Below are 15,033 nucleotides of genomic sequence, written 5' to 3'. Positions count from 1 at the left end.
ACACAAGTCATATCAAGGCTCTTTCCAACAAGGAAAGGAGCAGACACCATGAAAGAAAAAAGACGGGATAGTAAAGGACGTATCCTGCATACTGGAGAGAGCCAACGAACAGACGGGAAATACTTATATAAATATGTAGACGCATTTGGAAACACAAAATATGTGTATGCTTGGAGATTGACACCCACAGACCCGACACCAAAGGAAAAACGGGAAAAACCCTCACTTCGTGAACTGGAACAGCAGATAAGACGGGATATTGAGGACGGTATCGACAGCACAGGCAAGAAAATGACACTTTGCCAACTTTATGCCAAACAGAACGCACAGAGAGCAAATGTGAAGAAAAGTACACAGAAACAACGGGAACAACTCATGCGGTTATTGAAAGAGGACAAGTTGGGTGCTAGGAGCATTGATACGATAAAACCCTCTGACGCTAAGGAATGGGCGTTACGCATGAAAGATAAAGGCTTTTCCTATAACACCATTAACAACCATAAACGCTCGTTAAAAGCGTCATTCTATATCGCCATACAAGACGATTGTGTAAGGAAGAACCCTTTTGATTTTAAGTTAAGTGAAGTCCTAGAAAATGATACCAAAGAGAAAGTCGTATTGACAGAGGAACAGGAACAAACCTTACTCTCATTTATCAAGACAGACAATGTGTATCACAAGCATTATGATGATGTGCTGATACTGTTAAAGACTGGACTTCGTATCTCGGAACTGTGCGGACTGACAGTAGCTGATATTGATTTCAAGAATGAAGTTGTAATTATCGACCACCAGTTACTAAAGAGCAAGGAACAGGGCTATTATATTGAAACGCCTAAGACGAAAAGCGGAATAAGACAAGTGCCATTAAGTAGAGAAACAATACAGGCATTTCAACGGGTTATGAAGAAACGCCCAAAGGCAGAACCATTTGTGATAGACGGACAGAGCAATTTCTTATTTGTCAATCATAAAGGCAAGCCCAAAGTTGCGATTGATTACAACGCCTTATTTGTCCGTATGGTAAAGAAATATAACAAGCACCACAAGGACAATCCCTTGCCACATATCACACCGCATACGCTACGCCATACGTTCTGCACAAGGCTGGCAAGCAAGAACATGAACCCAAAAGATTTACAGTATATCATGGGACATTCAAACATTAGTATCACAATGAACTGGTACGCTCATGCGTCCATAGATACCGCAAAATCAGAGGTTCAGCGTCTAATCGCATAGAAGTATTTACCACGATTTTAACCACGCTTGATAGCGAAAATATAAGAAGATAGACCTAGATATGTGAGGTTTACCACAAAAGCAAAATGCCCGTAGAGCCTATAAAATAAGGCTTTGCGGACATTTAAGGAGATATAAAAAGATAGTCAAAAAGACATATATAATTTATTAATAAATCTTATAAACTAATGGTGCAAATTCAGCCGGAGGCACTATTAATTCTTGGAGATACGAACAGCTGCCTATCAGCAATTGCAGCCAAACGCCTTCACATTCCCGTTTTTCATATGGAAGCCGGTAATCGGTGCTTTGACGAATGTCTTCCCGAGGAAACAAACCGTAGAATAGTTGATCATATAGCAGATGTAAACTTATGCTACAGTGAGCATGCGAGACGATATTTAAATTCTGAAGGAACCGCAAAAGAACGGACATACGTCACGGGGAGTCCGATGGCGGAAGTCCTTCATACCAGTTTGGAAAGAATAAAAGACAGTCAAATATTGGAGAAAATGGGATTAGATAAAGGCAGATATATATTGTTGTCAGCCCATCGGGAAGAAAATATCGATACTGAAGAGAATTTTATGGAGCTGTTTTCCGCGGTGAATAAGATGGCTGAGATGTATGATATGCCAATTTTTTATTCCATGCACCCACGCAGTAAAAAGGTTTTAGAGCTTAGAGATTTCACACTTGATTCCAGAGTACGGATTCATGAACCACTGGGCTTCTTTGATTATAATAATTTACAGATGAACTCATTTGCAGTAGTTTCAGATTCAGGAACACTTCCGGAGGAAAGCAGCTTTTTTCAGTCTGTAGGCATACCTTTTGCGGCGGTCTGTATCCGTACCAGTACGGAGAGACCAGAAGCACTGGATAAGGGAAATTTTATTCTTGCCGGTATTACGGCCGATCAGGTTCTCCAGGCTGTTGATATGGCGGTTAAAATGATAAAAAACGAGGATAACGGGGTTAACGTCCCCTGCTATATGGATGAAAATGTAAGTACCAAAGTGGTTAAGATCATACAGAGCTATACCGGAATAATAAATAAAATGGTATGGAGAAAAAATAATTCATAAGGATGGTGGAGTAAGCTTGGCGAATATCTGGAATCCATACAGATTTGCATATTCAGAATATGTGGTGCCGTTATTATGCCTGTCATTAATCCTGATTGGAGTAATAATAAGATGGTTAATTGAAGGCAGAAAAAGAAATGAATATATCTGGAGACTGCTGCTTATGTTTTGGATATTTACCATACTCTCCGCCACAATACTGGGGAGAGGCAGATATAGGGGGGATAATCTAAATCTTCACCTGTTCTGGACCTTTCGTTATGCCTGGTCAAATCATTCCTGGAGGCATTGGTACGATATCATTGGAAATATGATGTTGTTTTTGCCACTGGGAATCATATTGCCCTCCGCCTTGTCTGTATTCAGACGATTGTTGCGTACATGTTCAGCCGGTCTTATTCTTTCCGTTTTTGTGGAAGTATATCAGTATTTTACGCATACTGGCTTGTGTGAGCTGGATGATATTTTTAACAATACTTATGGAGTCCTATTGGGATTTGCAATATGGGTAGTAAATAGAAAAGGAACATGTAGAAAAAGCAAATTACTTGCTGGAACCTTTATTCTGAGTACATCGGGAATTATGATTGTACTTCTGATAATCAGTCTTGTCAGCTGGAAATAAACAAAAAAGGAGAACAAACTCATGTCAAAATACTTCGGCACCGACGGTTTCCGCGGCGAAGCCAACGAAACCCTGACTGCAGAACACGCATACAAAACAGGCCGTTTTATCGGCTGGTATTATGGATTAAAGCGTCCGGATGGACGCGCAAAGGTAGTAATAGGCAAGGATACCAGGCGCTCCTCCTATATGTTTGAGTACGCTCTGGCCGCAGGGCTTACGGCCTCCGGGGCGGACGCCTATCTTCTACATGTCACGACAACACCCAGCGTATCCTACGTCGTCAGAACAGAGGATTTCGACTGCGGCATCATGATTTCAGCCAGTCACAACCCGTATTACGATAATGGGATTAAATTGATCAATTATTACGGGGAAAAGATGGAGGAAGAGACAATCCTGGATGTAGAGGCATATCTGGATAGCAAGACCGGCGAGATACCATTTGCAAAAGGGGAGAAGATTGGCAGAACCATTGATTACGCCATCGGGAGGAATCGCTATATCGGCTATCTGATATCACTGGCCACCCGTTCTTATAGGGGATTAAAGGTGGGCCTGGACTGTGCTGACGGCAGCGCATGGATGATTGCCAAGAATGTATTTGACACCCTGGGGGCCCAGACTTACGTGATCCACAACAATCCCGATGGGATCAATATCAATCAGGACTGCGGATCCACCCACATGGAAGCTCTGCAGAAGCATGTCGTGGAAAATGGATTAAATGTGGGATTTGCCTTCGATGGAGACGCCGACCGCTGTCTCTGCGTGGATGAGCACGGAAACGTTGTGGACGGAGACGCAATCCTTTACATCTATGGCTGCTATATGAAGGAGCGCGGCAAGCTGGCCGGAAATAAGGTGGTTACCACCATTATGTCCAACTTCGGTCTCTATAAAGCGTTTGACGCGGCGGGAATCGAATATGAAAAGACCGCGGTCGGAGATAAATACGTCTATGAAAATATGGAGACAAACGGTTACCGGCTCGGCGGGGAACAGTCCGGTCACATCATTTTCCGGAAATATGCCGCTACGGGAGACGGGATCCTGACGGCAATTAAAATGATGGAAGTGATGCTGGAAAAGAAAATGACGCTCAGCAAACTGGCCGAGCCGTTAACGATTTACCCTCAGGTATTAAAAAATATCCGTGTCAGAGACAAGGCTGCCGCCAGAAACGACGAGGCAGTGAAAGACGCGGTTGCCATTGTGGAAGCGAGTCTGGGTGCTGAAGGGCGCATTCTGGTACGTGAAAGCGGGACAGAGCCGGTACTCCGGATTATGGTTGAAGCCAATGACAAACAGGCGTGCGAGGCTTATGTGGATACCATACTGCAGACGATTATCGACAGAGGGTATCAGGCTGAATAACAGAAAATACAAACGAAAACACCGGCGGTTCCATACCGCCGGCTCATTTTTTATTGGGGGAAATAAAGGAGGAGTTGAAATGGTATACGACCGCGCCGGAGTTGCGAAAAGAATCAGGCAGAGGCGGAAGGAGCTGGGAATGTCGAGTGCGGAGGTAGCCGGCAAAATAGGCAGAGCCGTACATTATTACGGCGATATAGAGCGGGGAACCTGCGGCATGTCCATAGAGACACTTTTGGATTTAGCACATTATCTGGACTTATCGGTGGATTATATTCTGTTTGGCCAGGCAGGAGAAGAACGCATTGACAATCCGGATTTAGCATACCGTATTCTGAAAAAATACGATGAAAAAACGCAGAAAGAGGCCATTGAAATGATGAAATTTTATCTTTGTCTCAGAGAATCCGGTAAAAAATAAAAGGACTTCTGCTCTGCGATCAGCGGGGCATTTTATGCTTATCACGGCCTCTTGTTTTGGAAACGGAGGAATCCGCAAATGACCCGGACGGTGTGCCGCCAGACTCTGAATACTGATCCAAATATTGATACCGGCAGTTGATACAGACCTCTGTACCTTCGGGAATTACTGCACCGCAGCATACACAACGGTCAACCATAGTTGATTACCTCCTTTTAGTTCCTGAATACAACAATTCTTTTGACACTACCAGTTTACTCCGGTTCGTTTTTAATTATGCATAAAAGTGCAGACTCAGTGGCAAAAGAAAAAATGCATTTTATAAAAATTGTCTATGGTAAGGTTGCATAAAACAAGATATATAAAAACCATATTCATTGTGAAGTATTTGTGGAAAAAATTTCTTTTTTCGTTGAAATAAACAAAAAAATGGTGTATACTATAAACATATTTGAAAAAGGAGGGTTTTTACATGAAAAAAATTCTGAGTTTAGTTTTGGCGTCTGCAATGGTTGCATCTTCGCTTGCAGGATGCGGAAGTTCCAAGACTGCAGAGACACAGGCCCCAACCACACAGGCTCCGGCAGAGAGCGCTGCTCCTGAGGGATCGGATGCGGCTCCGGAAGCTCCTGCGGAGACGGTTGCAGCAGGTGCGATCGAGGACGGGGCAGAACTGGTTTACTGGCCGATGTGGGCAGAGACAGAGCCTCAGGGCCAGGCCATATCTGAGGCAATTGATGCATTTACAAAGTCTACCGGTGTAAAAGTAGACGTTAACTGGGCCGGCTCACGTGATACACGTAAGACACTGGAACCAGCGTTATCTGCCGGAGAAACCATTGATATATTCGATGAGGATATCGAGCGTGTGAATGGTACGTGGGGTAAGTATCTTCTGGATATTCAGAGTATGTACGACGCTTCCCCATTGAATGGCGCACAGAACGCCACGCTGATTGAATTAGCAAAGCAGCAGGGCGGCGGAACCTTAAAGAGTGTTCCTTACCAGCCATCTACATTTATTATGTTCTATAATAAGGATGCTTTTGATAAAGCGGGAATCACCGCAGTTCCAAAGACATGGGATGAATTCCTTGCAGCCTGCGAGTCACTGAAGACAGCCGGTATCATTCCAATGACCGTTGATGATGCTTATATGGCATGTCTGTTTGGATTCCTGATGGACCGTGTAGCAGGCTCTGATACGACAGAAGCCGTAGCAGCAGGCGACTTTACAAATGAGGCAGTCTTAAAGACCGCTCAGGTATTGGAAGAACTTACTTCCAAGGGCTACATAGATCCGCGTGCAGCCGGCAACGTATATCCGCAGGGACAGAGCAATATCGCTGACGGCAGTGTTGCCATGTACTTAAACGGAAGCTGGCTTCCAAACGAAGTAAAGAATCAGACCCCGGAAGGTTTCCGTTGGGGCGCTTTCTCCCTTCCGCAGATTGCTGAAGGCGGTGACGGAGCAGAATCCAACCAGTACGGAGCACAGTGCTTCGCAATCAACAAAGACACGAAATATCCGAATGCAGCGTTTGCGTTAATCCAGTGGCTGACAAGCGGCGAATGGGATCAGAAGCTTGCAGACGCCAGCATGGGCGTACCGATGGATAACGATGCCAAGTGGCCGGAGGCGCTTGCAGATGCCAAGGCTGTACTCGATTCCACCACACACAGACTGAACTGGGCTGTAGGTATGGAGAACGATACCAATGTCAACGCAGCTATTAAGACCAATATGGCCATGATGATCAGCGGCAGTACAGATGCACAGAAATTCGCAGATGAGTTCGCCAAGATTCAGAAGGGATCCTGATCGCTTTAACTGACTTAGCATTGAAGGGGCGGTGGCGCCACTGCCGCCGCCCCTTTTGTATTCATAATAGAAAATAGTGTTCTATGGAGAATGGAGGGGACTCTTATGGCAAAGCAAAAGGCAGTAAAAAAAGGCGGCAATCCGTTGCGCCGGAATACGACTCCCATGCTGGTAATGTTTCTGACACCCGCAGTGCTGTTGTACCTGATTGTATTTCTCTACCCGACGATCCGTACGTTTATCATGAGCTTCTGCAAGGTAGAGGGCGTGACGGATCCTGTTTCCACATGGCAGTTCAGCGGACTTACCAACTATGTGAAATCCTTTAACAATAACATGTTTCAGACGGCGATGCTGAATCTGGGACGGCTGTGGCTGGTAGGGGGCATCGCCGTTATGGCGCTGGCTCTGATATTTGCAGTAGCCCTGACGAACGGCATGCAGGGAAAGAAGTTTTTCCGAAGCGTGATTTATCTGCCGAACCTGGTATCTGCGGTTGCCATGGGTACCATGTGGCTGTATTATGCGCTCAGTAAGGAGAGCTACGGTCTGCTCAATACGATTATCGGCTGGTTTGGCGGCGGTAACGTCATGTGGACGGATCCCCATCATAAGTTCTGGAGCATGTTAATTGCCTATTGCTTTGGTATGGTAGGATACCATATGCTGATTTTTATGAGTGGTATCGAACGGATCAGCGCGGATTATTATGAGGCCGCTTCCATCGAGGGCGCCAACGTGTTTAAGAAATTCTGGTACATAACATTTCCCCTGCTCCGCGGATCGATCCGTACGAATCTCGTTATGTGGACAGTTTCCAGCGTAGGCTTCTTTATCTGGGGCCAGGTATTTGATCCGGTCAACTTATCTGAACAGACGGTTATGCCGCTGAATTACATGTATGAGCTGGTATTCGGAGCGTCCAATGCAGTCCAGGCCGCCCGGGATTCCGGAGTCGGCGCGGCAATCGGCGTTATGATGGCAGTTATTGTAGTTGCCGTATTCAGCTTAACCACACTCATCATCAAGAATGATGACGCGGAATTGTAGGGAGGTAGTTATCATGGCAAAACAAAAAGAGATAAAGCCAAAGTTAAATGTAACGAGAGAAATTCCACGGCTGCCCGGATACATTCTGTGCGTGATCTGGCTGATATTTACCGTGCTTTTGATTGGCTGGGTTATGCTGGCCTCCCTGTCTACCAGCCGGGAGATTTTAGGCGGAGAGCTGTTTAAGTTCGCCAGCGGCCTGCATTTTGAAAACTATACGAATGCGTGGAAATCGCAGAAGATCAGCGTGTTCTTCCTGAACTCCCTGATTTACACGGCTGTTTCCTGTACCCTGATTATCATGGTGGCGGCACCTGCGGCATATGCCCTGTCACGATTTAAATTCAGGGGGAATATGATCCTGCAGAATATGTTTGCGACAGCGCTGGGCATTCCGGTCATTATGATTGTCATGCCGCTGTTCTCCATTATTACGTCATTAAAACTGACCAACACCCGGGGACTCATTATGTTCCTGTATATTGCCATGAATGTGCCGTTCAGCATTTTCTTCCTGCTGGCATTCTTCTCCAATCTGTCCTATACGTTTGAAGAAGCGGCGGCGATCGACGGCTGTTCACCGATTCAGACCTTCTGGAAGATTATGTTTCCGTTGGCACAGCCCGGAATCATCACTGTGACGATCTTTAATTTTATTGCCATCTGGAATGAATTTTTCATGTCCATGCTGTTTGCAAGCAAGCAGAATGTGCGCCCCATCGCCGTAGGTCTTTATAATATGGTAAAGGGGATGCAGTATACCAACGATTATGGCGGCATGTTTGCTGCTGTCGTTATCGTATTTGCACCTACCTTCCTGCTGTACCTCTTCCTGTCCGATAAGATTATCGCAGGTGTAACGGGCGGCGCGATCAAGGGCTGATTATGAATAAGAAAATAATTCAGAAGAAATGGAAAACTATATGCGACCGACATTGATGTTTGAACAGGTGTATTTAAAAACCGCCCCTAAGGGATCTGTGGCCACGGTGCCCAACCTGTTAGGTATGGATAATATGCAGAATAAGACAGAATTCCTGTTAGACGAGTACGATGAGATCTACGAAGGCTATGGAACGCTGAATTCAGTATATCCGTACAGGGATTATACCTGCTACACACGGGAATGCGGCCTTCACCCGGTGAAGACGGCAGTTCTGGAAAATGAATACCTGAGAGCCGTGTTCCTGCCGGAATTCGGCGGGCGGCTCTGGCAGCTTACTGATTTAAAATCGGGGCGCGAGCTGCTCTATACCAATGATGTGATACGTCCCGGTAACCTGGCCCTGCGTGACGCCTGGTTTTCGGGAGGAGTGGAATGGAATATCGGCCTCATCGGCCATACTCCGCTGACCATGGAACCTCTTTTTACTGCCAGGCTGGAGACCGGCAGCGGACTTCCGGTTCTTCGCATGTACGAGTATGAACGGATACGCAGGATGGTCTATCAGATGGATTTCTGGCTGGATGAAGGCGGCGCTTACTTAAACTGCCGGATGCGTGTGGTAAATCATAATCCGGAAGTGACACCCATGTACTGGTGGAGCAACATGGCTGTTCCGGAATATGAAGACGGCCGCGTGATTGTTCCGGCAGACAGCGCCTACAGCAGCGGAGGAGGAAGTGTCTATAAGGTACCGGTACCAGTGGTGGACGGCATCGATATCTCTCATTACCGGAATATTCCGGGACAGGTGGATTACTTCTTTCATATTCCGGAGGAGTCACCCCGCTATATCGCGAATGTGGCTTCGGACGGTTTTGGACTTCTTCAGTATTCCACCCGCCGTCTGCGCGGGCGTAAGCTCTTTTCCTGGGGCAATAACAGCGCATCAGCCCGCTGGCAGGAATATCTGACGGAGGAGGCCGGACGCTATATAGAAATTCAGGCAGGTCTGGGAAAGACTCAGTACGGCTGTATTCCGATGGCACCCCACACTGCATGGGAGTGGATCGAGCGGTATGGTGCCGTTCAGTTAAATGGCCGCAGTGACTCTTTTGAAGAGGACAGGGAGACGCTGACAGCGATGGTTCGTTCCGAAGCAGGAGATACGCTGGAAAAGGTGCTGGAGAACAGCCGTGAGTGGGCGGTGAAGCCAGGGGAAGTAATATACCGGGGCAGCGGATACGCAGACCTTGAAAATGCCTGCCGCATGCGCAGAGGGGAGAGACCGCTTTCTCCTCATCTGGATTTTTCCAGTGAGGATCAACGCCAGGCTCCATGGCGTGTTTTTCTGGAGACAGGCCGTTTTCCATCAGCGGATCCGGCGGAAATACCTGCTGACTGCATGGCAGATGATTTCTGGTATGAGATGCTGAAAAAGCAGGTGGAACAGGATCAGCGGGAGAACCTGCAGCCTCAGGCAGAACCGCAGTCCCGGGGAGATCGAAAGCCGGGGAAAGCTTCCCAAGACTGGCATCTTCTGTATCATCTTGCCTTAAATTACATGGCGCGAGGGAGAAAACGGGAGGCGGAGTCGTGTTTTATTGAAAGTATCCAACAGAAGGAAAATGCCTGGAGCCGTTACGGGCTGGCGTCGCTGCTCTGTCTGGAAGGCCGGGAATACGAGAGGGCCGTGTCCGTCATGGAACAGGGGCTTATGGAGCGGGCAGGGGATCTTTCTTACATTAAGGAAGGTTTCCGGGTTCTGGCACGATGCGGCGGGTATGACGCGCTTATTCGTGTTTACGAACAGCTTCCGGAGGAGGTGGCGTCCGAGTCCCGTGTTGTGCTGGAATATATTATGGCGTTATACCGGACCGGCAGTTTCCGGAAGGCGTATGAGCTTTTAACAGCAGACGGCGGCCTGGTGGCAGCTGATTTGCGCGAAGGCGAAAATTCCATCGCAGATCTGTGGCTGGATCTGCGCAGAGCATTAAATATGCCGGAGGAAGAGGTGCCTCATGTGTTTGATTTCAGCGCTGAAATCCGGCAAAACCGGAAAAACTGACGGTTGATCTGCAGCGAAGAGAATACTGCTGGTGACAGCAAGGCCGAAACAAGGCGGAGGGAGTCGAAAAAACGGCTCCTTTCGTTATTTATCAGGAAAGCCGGTTTTCCTGCTTGCAATTTTTTGACCTTCGTGGTATACTTAAAAAACTTTATAAAACAATAGTTTTTCGCAAAAAAAGATTGACGAATCCTGACCCATATGATATAGTAATTGGGCGAATGGAAGAGCTTAGGTCTTTTTTTTATGCTCAAAATTACGTTTTGCGGCAGCGCAGCGCGTAGATACCTGAATATAGAAGAATGGCCGAATAACAACAACGAAAATTTAAGTGGAGGTGGAAGTCGTGCGCACAAAGATCACACTGGCATGTACAGAATGCAAACAGCGTAACTATAACATGACCAAGGATAAGAAGACTCATCCTGACAGAATGGAAACCAAAAAGTATTGTAGATTCTGTAAGACACATACTTTGCACAAGGAAACTAAGTAATCGGTTTGACGTAAAGGACGTGAAATTATGGGAGATACAGTGAACAACGAGGGAGCTCAGAAGAAGAATTTCTTCCAGGGTTTGAAGACTGAGTTCAAGAAAATCGTCTGGCCTGACCAAGAAACCGTAACGAAGCAGACAATAGCAGTACTGGCTGTATCGATTGCTTTAGGACTGATTATCGCCATTCTTGATTTAATCATCAAGTTCGGTCTCAGTTTTATCTTATAATGATTAAGGGTTAAGGTGAGTGTATGTCAGAAGCACATTGGTATGTAGTCCATACCTATTCAGGCTATGAGAACAAAGTAAAAGTCGACATTGAGAAAACCATTGAAAACAGAAACTTACAGGATCAGATCCTGGAGGTGTCGGTTCCTCTGGAGTCCGTTATCGAACTGAAGAATGGTGTGGAGAAAAAGGCCGATAAAAAGATGTTCCCCGGCTACGTACTGATCCATATGATCATGAATGATGATACATGGTATGTGGTGCGTAACACACGCGGTGTGACAGGCTTTGTCGGTCCCGGATCAAAACCGGTTCCTCTGACAGAAGAAGAGATGGCGAACCTGGGATTCAGAAATGAAGAAGTCATTGTTGATTTTGAGGTTGGAGATACCGTTGTGGTAATTTCCGGTGCATGGAAGGATACCGTTGGTGCCATCAAGTCCATCAACGAAGGTAAGAAATCCATCACGATCAATGTTGAGATGTTTGGCCGAGAGACCCCGGTTGAACTGAATTTCAACGAAATCAAGAAGATGTAACAAGTAAAAGCGGCCTTTTGTACGATTGGAAGGCTCGTGGGAGGGAAATCCCCGACAATACCACATTTATTTAGGAGGTGCCTAATTATGGCAAAGAAAGTAACAGGATATATCAAACTGCAGATTCCAGCGGGAAAGGCTACACCAGCTCCTCCTGTCGGACCGGCACTTGGACAGCATGGTGTTAACATTGTACAGTTTACAAAGGAGTTCAACGCAAGAACAGCTGATCAGGGCGACTTAATTATCCCGGTTGTTATCACTGTTTATGCTGACAGAAGCTTCAGCTTCATCACAAAGACTCCGCCTGCAGCTGTATTATTAAAGAAGGCATGCAAGCTTAAATCCGGATCTGCAGCTCCGAACAAGACAAAAGTTGCGACTATCTCCAAAGAAGACTTACAGAAGATTGCCGAGACAAAGATGCCTGACTTAAACGCAGCATCTCTGGAAGCAGCCATGAGCATGATTGCTGGTACAGCAAGAAGCATGGGTATCACGGTCGCTGAGTAGGCCGGAAGCTGCATTTTTATAACGTGGGAGGGACATCCCCGACAATACCACTAGGAGGTTATTTATAATGAAAAGAGGAAAAAGATACGCAGAGGCAGCTAAAACGATCGATCGTACTGTTCTCTACGATGCACCAGAAGCAATCTCATTAGTAAAGAAAGCTGCAAGTGCTAAATTTGATGAAACAATTGAAGCTCATATCAGAACCGGATGTGACGGACGTCACGCAGATCAGCAGATCCGTGGTGCAGTTGTTCTGCCTCATGGTACAGGTAAGACTGTAAGAATCTTAGTATTTGCTAAGGGACCTAAGGCTGACGAAGCTTTAGCTGCAGGCGCTGATTTCGTTGGAGCAGAGGAATTAATTCCGAAGATCCAGAACGAAGGCTGGCTGGATTTTGATGTAGTTGTTGCTACACCAGATATGATGGGTGTTGTAGGACGTCTGGGACGTGTACTTGGACCGAAGGGCTTAATGCCTAACCCAAAAGCTGGTACAGTTACCATGGACGTAACGAAGGCAATCAACGATATCAAAGCCGGTAAAGTTGAGTACAGACTTGATAAAACAAACATTATCCACGTGCCAGTTGGAAAAGCTTCTTTCGAAGAAGATAAATTAGCGGACAACTTCCAGACGCTTATCGATGCAATCATGAAAGCAAAACCAAGTGCTGTTAAGGGTGCTTACTTAAAGAGCGTTACTCTGACTTCTACCATGGGGCCTGGCGTAAAGCTGAACGTAGCAAAATTAATGAACTAATTTTGTTTTGTGGTTGACATTAATCATAAATCATGTTACAATACGCAAAGTATTGACTGCCGAAGACAGCAGGTGCCGCAAGGCATAAGGTGTAAACGCCTGCCGAGGAACGTACAAGTATCGTTTTAACGAATGATCTGTAGACCTCTCTGTCCTTAGGCAGAGAGGTTTTTATTTTCTTTCTCATAACACCGGAACCCGGTACATGAGAAGGGCCTCTCCGTCAGGACAGAGAAATTCTTTTTGCGGTTTATACGGGCGGACCGGCCGGGTTTCCGGTCAGGTTTAGACTAAACAGGAGGTAAACCATAATGGCAAAAGTTGAATTAAAACAGCCAGTTGTAGACGAGATCAAGGAATTATTTGACGGCGCCGAGACTGCAGTAGTCGTTGACTACCGTGGCTTAACTGTAGCTCAGGACACTGAACTGCGTAAGAAGTTAAGAGAAGCAGGCGTTGTATACAAAGTATACAAGAATACAATGATCCGTTTTGCAGGAAAAGGCACAGCATTCGAGGCTCTGGAGCCGAATCTGGAAGGACCTACAGCATTAGCTGTATCCAAGACAGACGCGACAGCTCCGGCAAGAATCCTTGCTGAGTTTGCCAAGACAGCTCCGGCATTAGAGATTAAGGGCGGCGTTGTTGAAGGCGTATATTACGATGAGAAGGGCATGGCTCAGATTTCCAGCATTCCTTCCAGAGAAGTTCTTCTCGGAAAGTTACTTGGAAGCATCCAGTCTCCGATCACCAACTTTGCCCGCGTGCTCAAGCAGATCGCAGAGGCGCAGGGCGGCGAAAGCGCAGAAGCGTAATTTTCTTAAGGAAGACAAGCGCAGCGCGGCCTGAATTTAGAAAATTAGCGGTTCAGTGACTTAAGGGAACTGAACTTCCTTACCAAAAATCAAACATATATTAAATGGAGGTATATTATCATGGCAAAGTTAACAACAGCTGAGTTTATTGAAGCTATCAAAGAATTATCCGTATTAGAATTAAATGATTTAGTAAAAGCTTGTGAAGAAGAATTCGGTGTATCCGCAGCAGCAGGTGTTGTTGTAGCAGCAGCAGGCGCTGGCGCAGCAGCTGAAGAAGAGAAGACAGAATTCGACGTTGAATTAACCGAGGTTGGTCCTAACAAGGTTAAGGTTATCAAGGTTGTTCGTGAAGCTACCGGCTTAGGCTTAAAGGAAGCAAAAGACGTAGTTGACAGCGCTCCGAAGGTAGTTAAGGCTGGCGCTTCCAAGGAAGAAGCTGAGCAGATCAAGGCTTCCTTAGAGGCTGAGGGTGCAAAAGTTACATTAAAGTAATTGAGGCTCTTCTTTCCCCCGAATCTGTTATGCAGAATCGGGGGTTTTTATTTTGCAGGGAAATAGCTGCTGCTCATTTCAGGCGGTGTGAATTGGGATGAAAATAGCTTAATCTACAAAATATTTAAATTTTAGGAAAAATGCTGTAATAGTCTTGACAATTTAGGAAAAAAGGTGTAAACTACACCCGTATTATCGAATGAGGTTATGATTTCACATATTTTTGTAAGTCATTATTTTCGGATGATGCTTTACAAAAATATGTGATTTTTGTTTCATGAGATAAATCAAATAATTTTTTTATTTTTATAGGAGGTACGCGTTATGAACAACGGTACAGTAAAATGGTTTAATGGAGCAAAGGGTTATGGTTTTATCACAAACGACGAGACTGGCGAAGAAGTATTCGTACACTTCTCCGGAATCATGGCTGACGGCTACAAGACTCTTGAAGAGGGCCAGAAGGTAACTTATGATACAACCGAAGGAAACCGTGGTCTGCAGGCAGTTAACGTTTGCTTAGCATAATTGCATTTCCAGCTGAATAAACCAAAAAGATGAAAGCCGTTGTCCGATTGCCGGGGAGCGGCTTTTTTATGTAATGG

Annotated in this window: 17 protein-coding genes, 1 pseudogene and 1 other annotated feature; of the genes and pseudogenes, 17 read left to right on the top strand and 1 reads right to left on the bottom strand. The window is 45.9% G+C overall.

What is annotated here, in order from left to right; translation table 11 throughout:
* Positions 1-48 precede the first annotated feature (48 nt).
* From NE473_RS07945 to NE473_RS07930, 5 genes and pseudogenes are all read left to right on the top strand, one after another.
* Positions 49-1,242 carry a site-specific integrase gene (locus NE473_RS07945; protein WP_256265197.1) on the top strand — a complete coding sequence of 398 codons (1,194 nt, stop codon included), beginning with the start codon at positions 49-51 and terminating at the stop codon, positions 1,240-1,242.
* Between the two features lie 167 nt (positions 1,243-1,409).
* Positions 1,410-2,330, top strand: a pseudogene (locus tag NE473_RS07940) (UDP-N-acetyl glucosamine 2-epimerase); the annotation flags it as partial.
* A gap of 163 nt (positions 2,331-2,493) precedes the next feature.
* Positions 2,494-2,955 carry a VanZ family protein gene (locus tag NE473_RS33075; RefSeq protein WP_055650725.1) on the top strand — a complete coding sequence of 154 codons (462 nt, stop codon included), beginning with the start codon at positions 2,494-2,496 and terminating at the stop codon, positions 2,953-2,955.
* A 21-nt stretch (positions 2,956-2,976) separates the two neighbouring features.
* Positions 2,977-4,332 carry a phosphoglucosamine mutase gene (gene glmM / locus NE473_RS07935; protein WP_055650726.1) on the top strand — a complete coding sequence of 452 codons (1,356 nt, stop codon included), beginning with the start codon at positions 2,977-2,979 and terminating at the stop codon, positions 4,330-4,332.
* Between the two features lie 79 nt (positions 4,333-4,411).
* The gene (locus tag NE473_RS07930) at positions 4,412-4,753 is read left to right on the top strand and encodes a helix-turn-helix domain-containing protein (protein WP_006772415.1); all 342 of its coding nucleotides are present in this window, start codon (positions 4,412-4,414) and stop codon (positions 4,751-4,753) included.
* Between the two features lie 19 nt (positions 4,754-4,772).
* Here the strand turns inward: NE473_RS07930 and NE473_RS07925 are convergent, their stop codons facing one another.
* Entirely contained in the window at positions 4,773-4,952 is a 180-nt protein-coding gene (locus NE473_RS07925; protein WP_022031585.1) for a hypothetical protein, read from the bottom strand.
* A 273-nt stretch (positions 4,953-5,225) separates the two neighbouring features.
* Here NE473_RS07925 and NE473_RS07920 point away from each other — a divergent pair, with 273 nt between their 5' ends.
* The 12 genes from NE473_RS07920 to NE473_RS07865 all read left to right on the top strand — a co-directional run bounded on the left by NE473_RS07920 (position 5,226) and on the right by NE473_RS07865 (position 14,956).
* On the top strand, positions 5,226-6,575 hold the full coding sequence (locus tag NE473_RS07920) for an ABC transporter substrate-binding protein (protein WP_022031584.1): 1,350 nt from the start codon (positions 5,226-5,228) through the stop codon (positions 6,573-6,575).
* Between the two features lie 105 nt (positions 6,576-6,680).
* On the top strand, positions 6,681-7,625 hold the full coding sequence (locus tag NE473_RS07915) for a carbohydrate ABC transporter permease (RefSeq protein ID WP_256265196.1): 945 nt from the start codon (positions 6,681-6,683) through the stop codon (positions 7,623-7,625).
* Positions 7,626-7,638: 13 nt separating this feature from the next.
* The gene (locus NE473_RS07910) at positions 7,639-8,508 is read left to right on the top strand and encodes a carbohydrate ABC transporter permease (protein WP_022031582.1); all 870 of its coding nucleotides are present in this window, start codon (positions 7,639-7,641) and stop codon (positions 8,506-8,508) included.
* 40 nt (positions 8,509-8,548) lie between these two features.
* Positions 8,549-10,576, top strand: coding sequence for a DUF5107 domain-containing protein (locus tag NE473_RS07905; protein ID WP_070102805.1), 2,028 nt, complete (start codon positions 8,549-8,551; stop codon positions 10,574-10,576).
* A 346-nt stretch (positions 10,577-10,922) separates the two neighbouring features.
* The gene (gene rpmG / locus NE473_RS07900) at positions 10,923-11,072 is read left to right on the top strand and encodes a 50S ribosomal protein L33 (RefSeq protein ID WP_080552267.1); all 150 of its coding nucleotides are present in this window, start codon (positions 10,923-10,925) and stop codon (positions 11,070-11,072) included.
* A 27-nt stretch (positions 11,073-11,099) separates the two neighbouring features.
* Positions 11,100-11,303: a preprotein translocase subunit SecE gene (gene secE / locus NE473_RS07895; RefSeq protein ID WP_002601729.1), complete on the top strand. Its 204-nt coding sequence runs from the start codon at positions 11,100-11,102 to the stop codon at positions 11,301-11,303.
* Positions 11,304-11,326: 23 nt separating this feature from the next.
* Entirely contained in the window at positions 11,327-11,842 is a 516-nt protein-coding gene (gene nusG / locus NE473_RS07890; RefSeq protein ID WP_006773126.1) for a transcription termination/antitermination protein NusG, read from the top strand.
* Between the two features lie 87 nt (positions 11,843-11,929).
* Positions 11,930-12,355 (top strand): 50S ribosomal protein L11, encoded by a 426-nt coding sequence (gene rplK, locus NE473_RS07885; RefSeq protein ID WP_006773125.1) that lies wholly within the window; start codon positions 11,930-11,932, stop codon positions 12,353-12,355.
* A gap of 67 nt (positions 12,356-12,422) precedes the next feature.
* The gene (rplA, locus tag NE473_RS07880; RefSeq protein WP_006773124.1) at positions 12,423-13,118 is read left to right on the top strand and encodes a 50S ribosomal protein L1; all 696 of its coding nucleotides are present in this window, start codon (positions 12,423-12,425) and stop codon (positions 13,116-13,118) included.
* 41 nt (positions 13,119-13,159) lie between these two features.
* Positions 13,160-13,301 (top strand) — a sequence feature (ribosomal protein L10 leader region).
* Between the two features lie 128 nt (positions 13,302-13,429).
* Positions 13,430-13,933 carry a 50S ribosomal protein L10 gene (gene rplJ / locus NE473_RS07875; RefSeq protein WP_006773123.1) on the top strand — a complete coding sequence of 168 codons (504 nt, stop codon included), beginning with the start codon at positions 13,430-13,432 and terminating at the stop codon, positions 13,931-13,933.
* Positions 13,934-14,053: 120 nt separating this feature from the next.
* Positions 14,054-14,428: a 50S ribosomal protein L7/L12 gene (gene rplL, locus NE473_RS07870; RefSeq protein WP_002601724.1), complete on the top strand. Its 375-nt coding sequence runs from the start codon at positions 14,054-14,056 to the stop codon at positions 14,426-14,428.
* A 324-nt stretch (positions 14,429-14,752) separates the two neighbouring features.
* Complete coding sequence (locus tag NE473_RS07865; protein WP_002601723.1) at positions 14,753-14,956, top strand: cold-shock protein; 204 nt, start codon at positions 14,753-14,755, stop codon at positions 14,954-14,956.
* Positions 14,957-15,033 lie beyond the last annotated feature (77 nt).

The organism is Hungatella sp. SL.1.14 (genome assembly GCF_024460495.1).
Taxonomy (GTDB): Bacteria; Bacillota; Clostridia; order Lachnospirales; family Lachnospiraceae; genus Hungatella; species Hungatella hathewayi.
Note: the sequence above shows the minus strand (reverse complement) of the source record. Positions and strands in the feature narration are given on the sequence as shown.

Excerpts from the sequence above, each read along its gene's own strand:
- glmM (WP_055650726.1), top strand. The coding sequence starts at position 2,977 with ATGTCAAAATACTTCGGCACCGACGGTTTCCGCGGCGAAGCCAACGAA.
- NE473_RS33075 (WP_055650725.1), top strand. The coding sequence starts at position 2,494 with ATGTTTTGGATATTTACCATACTCTCCGCCACAATACTGGGGAGAGGC.
- nusG (WP_006773126.1), top strand. The coding sequence starts at position 11,327 with ATGTCAGAAGCACATTGGTATGTAGTCCATACCTATTCAGGCTATGAG.
- NE473_RS07915 (WP_256265196.1), top strand. The coding sequence starts at position 6,681 with ATGGCAAAGCAAAAGGCAGTAAAAAAAGGCGGCAATCCGTTGCGCCGG.
- NE473_RS07865 (WP_002601723.1), top strand. The coding sequence starts at position 14,753 with ATGAACAACGGTACAGTAAAATGGTTTAATGGAGCAAAGGGTTATGGT.
- NE473_RS07920 (WP_022031584.1), top strand. The coding sequence starts at position 5,226 with ATGAAAAAAATTCTGAGTTTAGTTTTGGCGTCTGCAATGGTTGCATCT.
- secE (WP_002601729.1), top strand. The coding sequence starts at position 11,100 with ATGGGAGATACAGTGAACAACGAGGGAGCTCAGAAGAAGAATTTCTTC.
- rplA (WP_006773124.1), top strand. The coding sequence starts at position 12,423 with ATGAAAAGAGGAAAAAGATACGCAGAGGCAGCTAAAACGATCGATCGT.
- rplK (WP_006773125.1), top strand. The coding sequence starts at position 11,930 with ATGGCAAAGAAAGTAACAGGATATATCAAACTGCAGATTCCAGCGGGA.
- NE473_RS07925 (WP_022031585.1), bottom strand. The coding sequence starts at position 4,952 with ATGGTTGACCGTTGTGTATGCTGCGGTGCAGTAATTCCCGAAGGTACA.
- NE473_RS07905 (WP_070102805.1), top strand. The coding sequence starts at position 8,549 with ATGCGACCGACATTGATGTTTGAACAGGTGTATTTAAAAACCGCCCCT.
- NE473_RS07945 (WP_256265197.1), top strand. The coding sequence starts at position 49 with ATGAAAGAAAAAAGACGGGATAGTAAAGGACGTATCCTGCATACTGGA.
- rplL (WP_002601724.1), top strand. The coding sequence starts at position 14,054 with ATGGCAAAGTTAACAACAGCTGAGTTTATTGAAGCTATCAAAGAATTA.
- NE473_RS07930 (WP_006772415.1), top strand. The coding sequence starts at position 4,412 with ATGGTATACGACCGCGCCGGAGTTGCGAAAAGAATCAGGCAGAGGCGG.
- NE473_RS07910 (WP_022031582.1), top strand. The coding sequence starts at position 7,639 with ATGGCAAAACAAAAAGAGATAAAGCCAAAGTTAAATGTAACGAGAGAA.
- rplJ (WP_006773123.1), top strand. The coding sequence starts at position 13,430 with ATGGCAAAAGTTGAATTAAAACAGCCAGTTGTAGACGAGATCAAGGAA.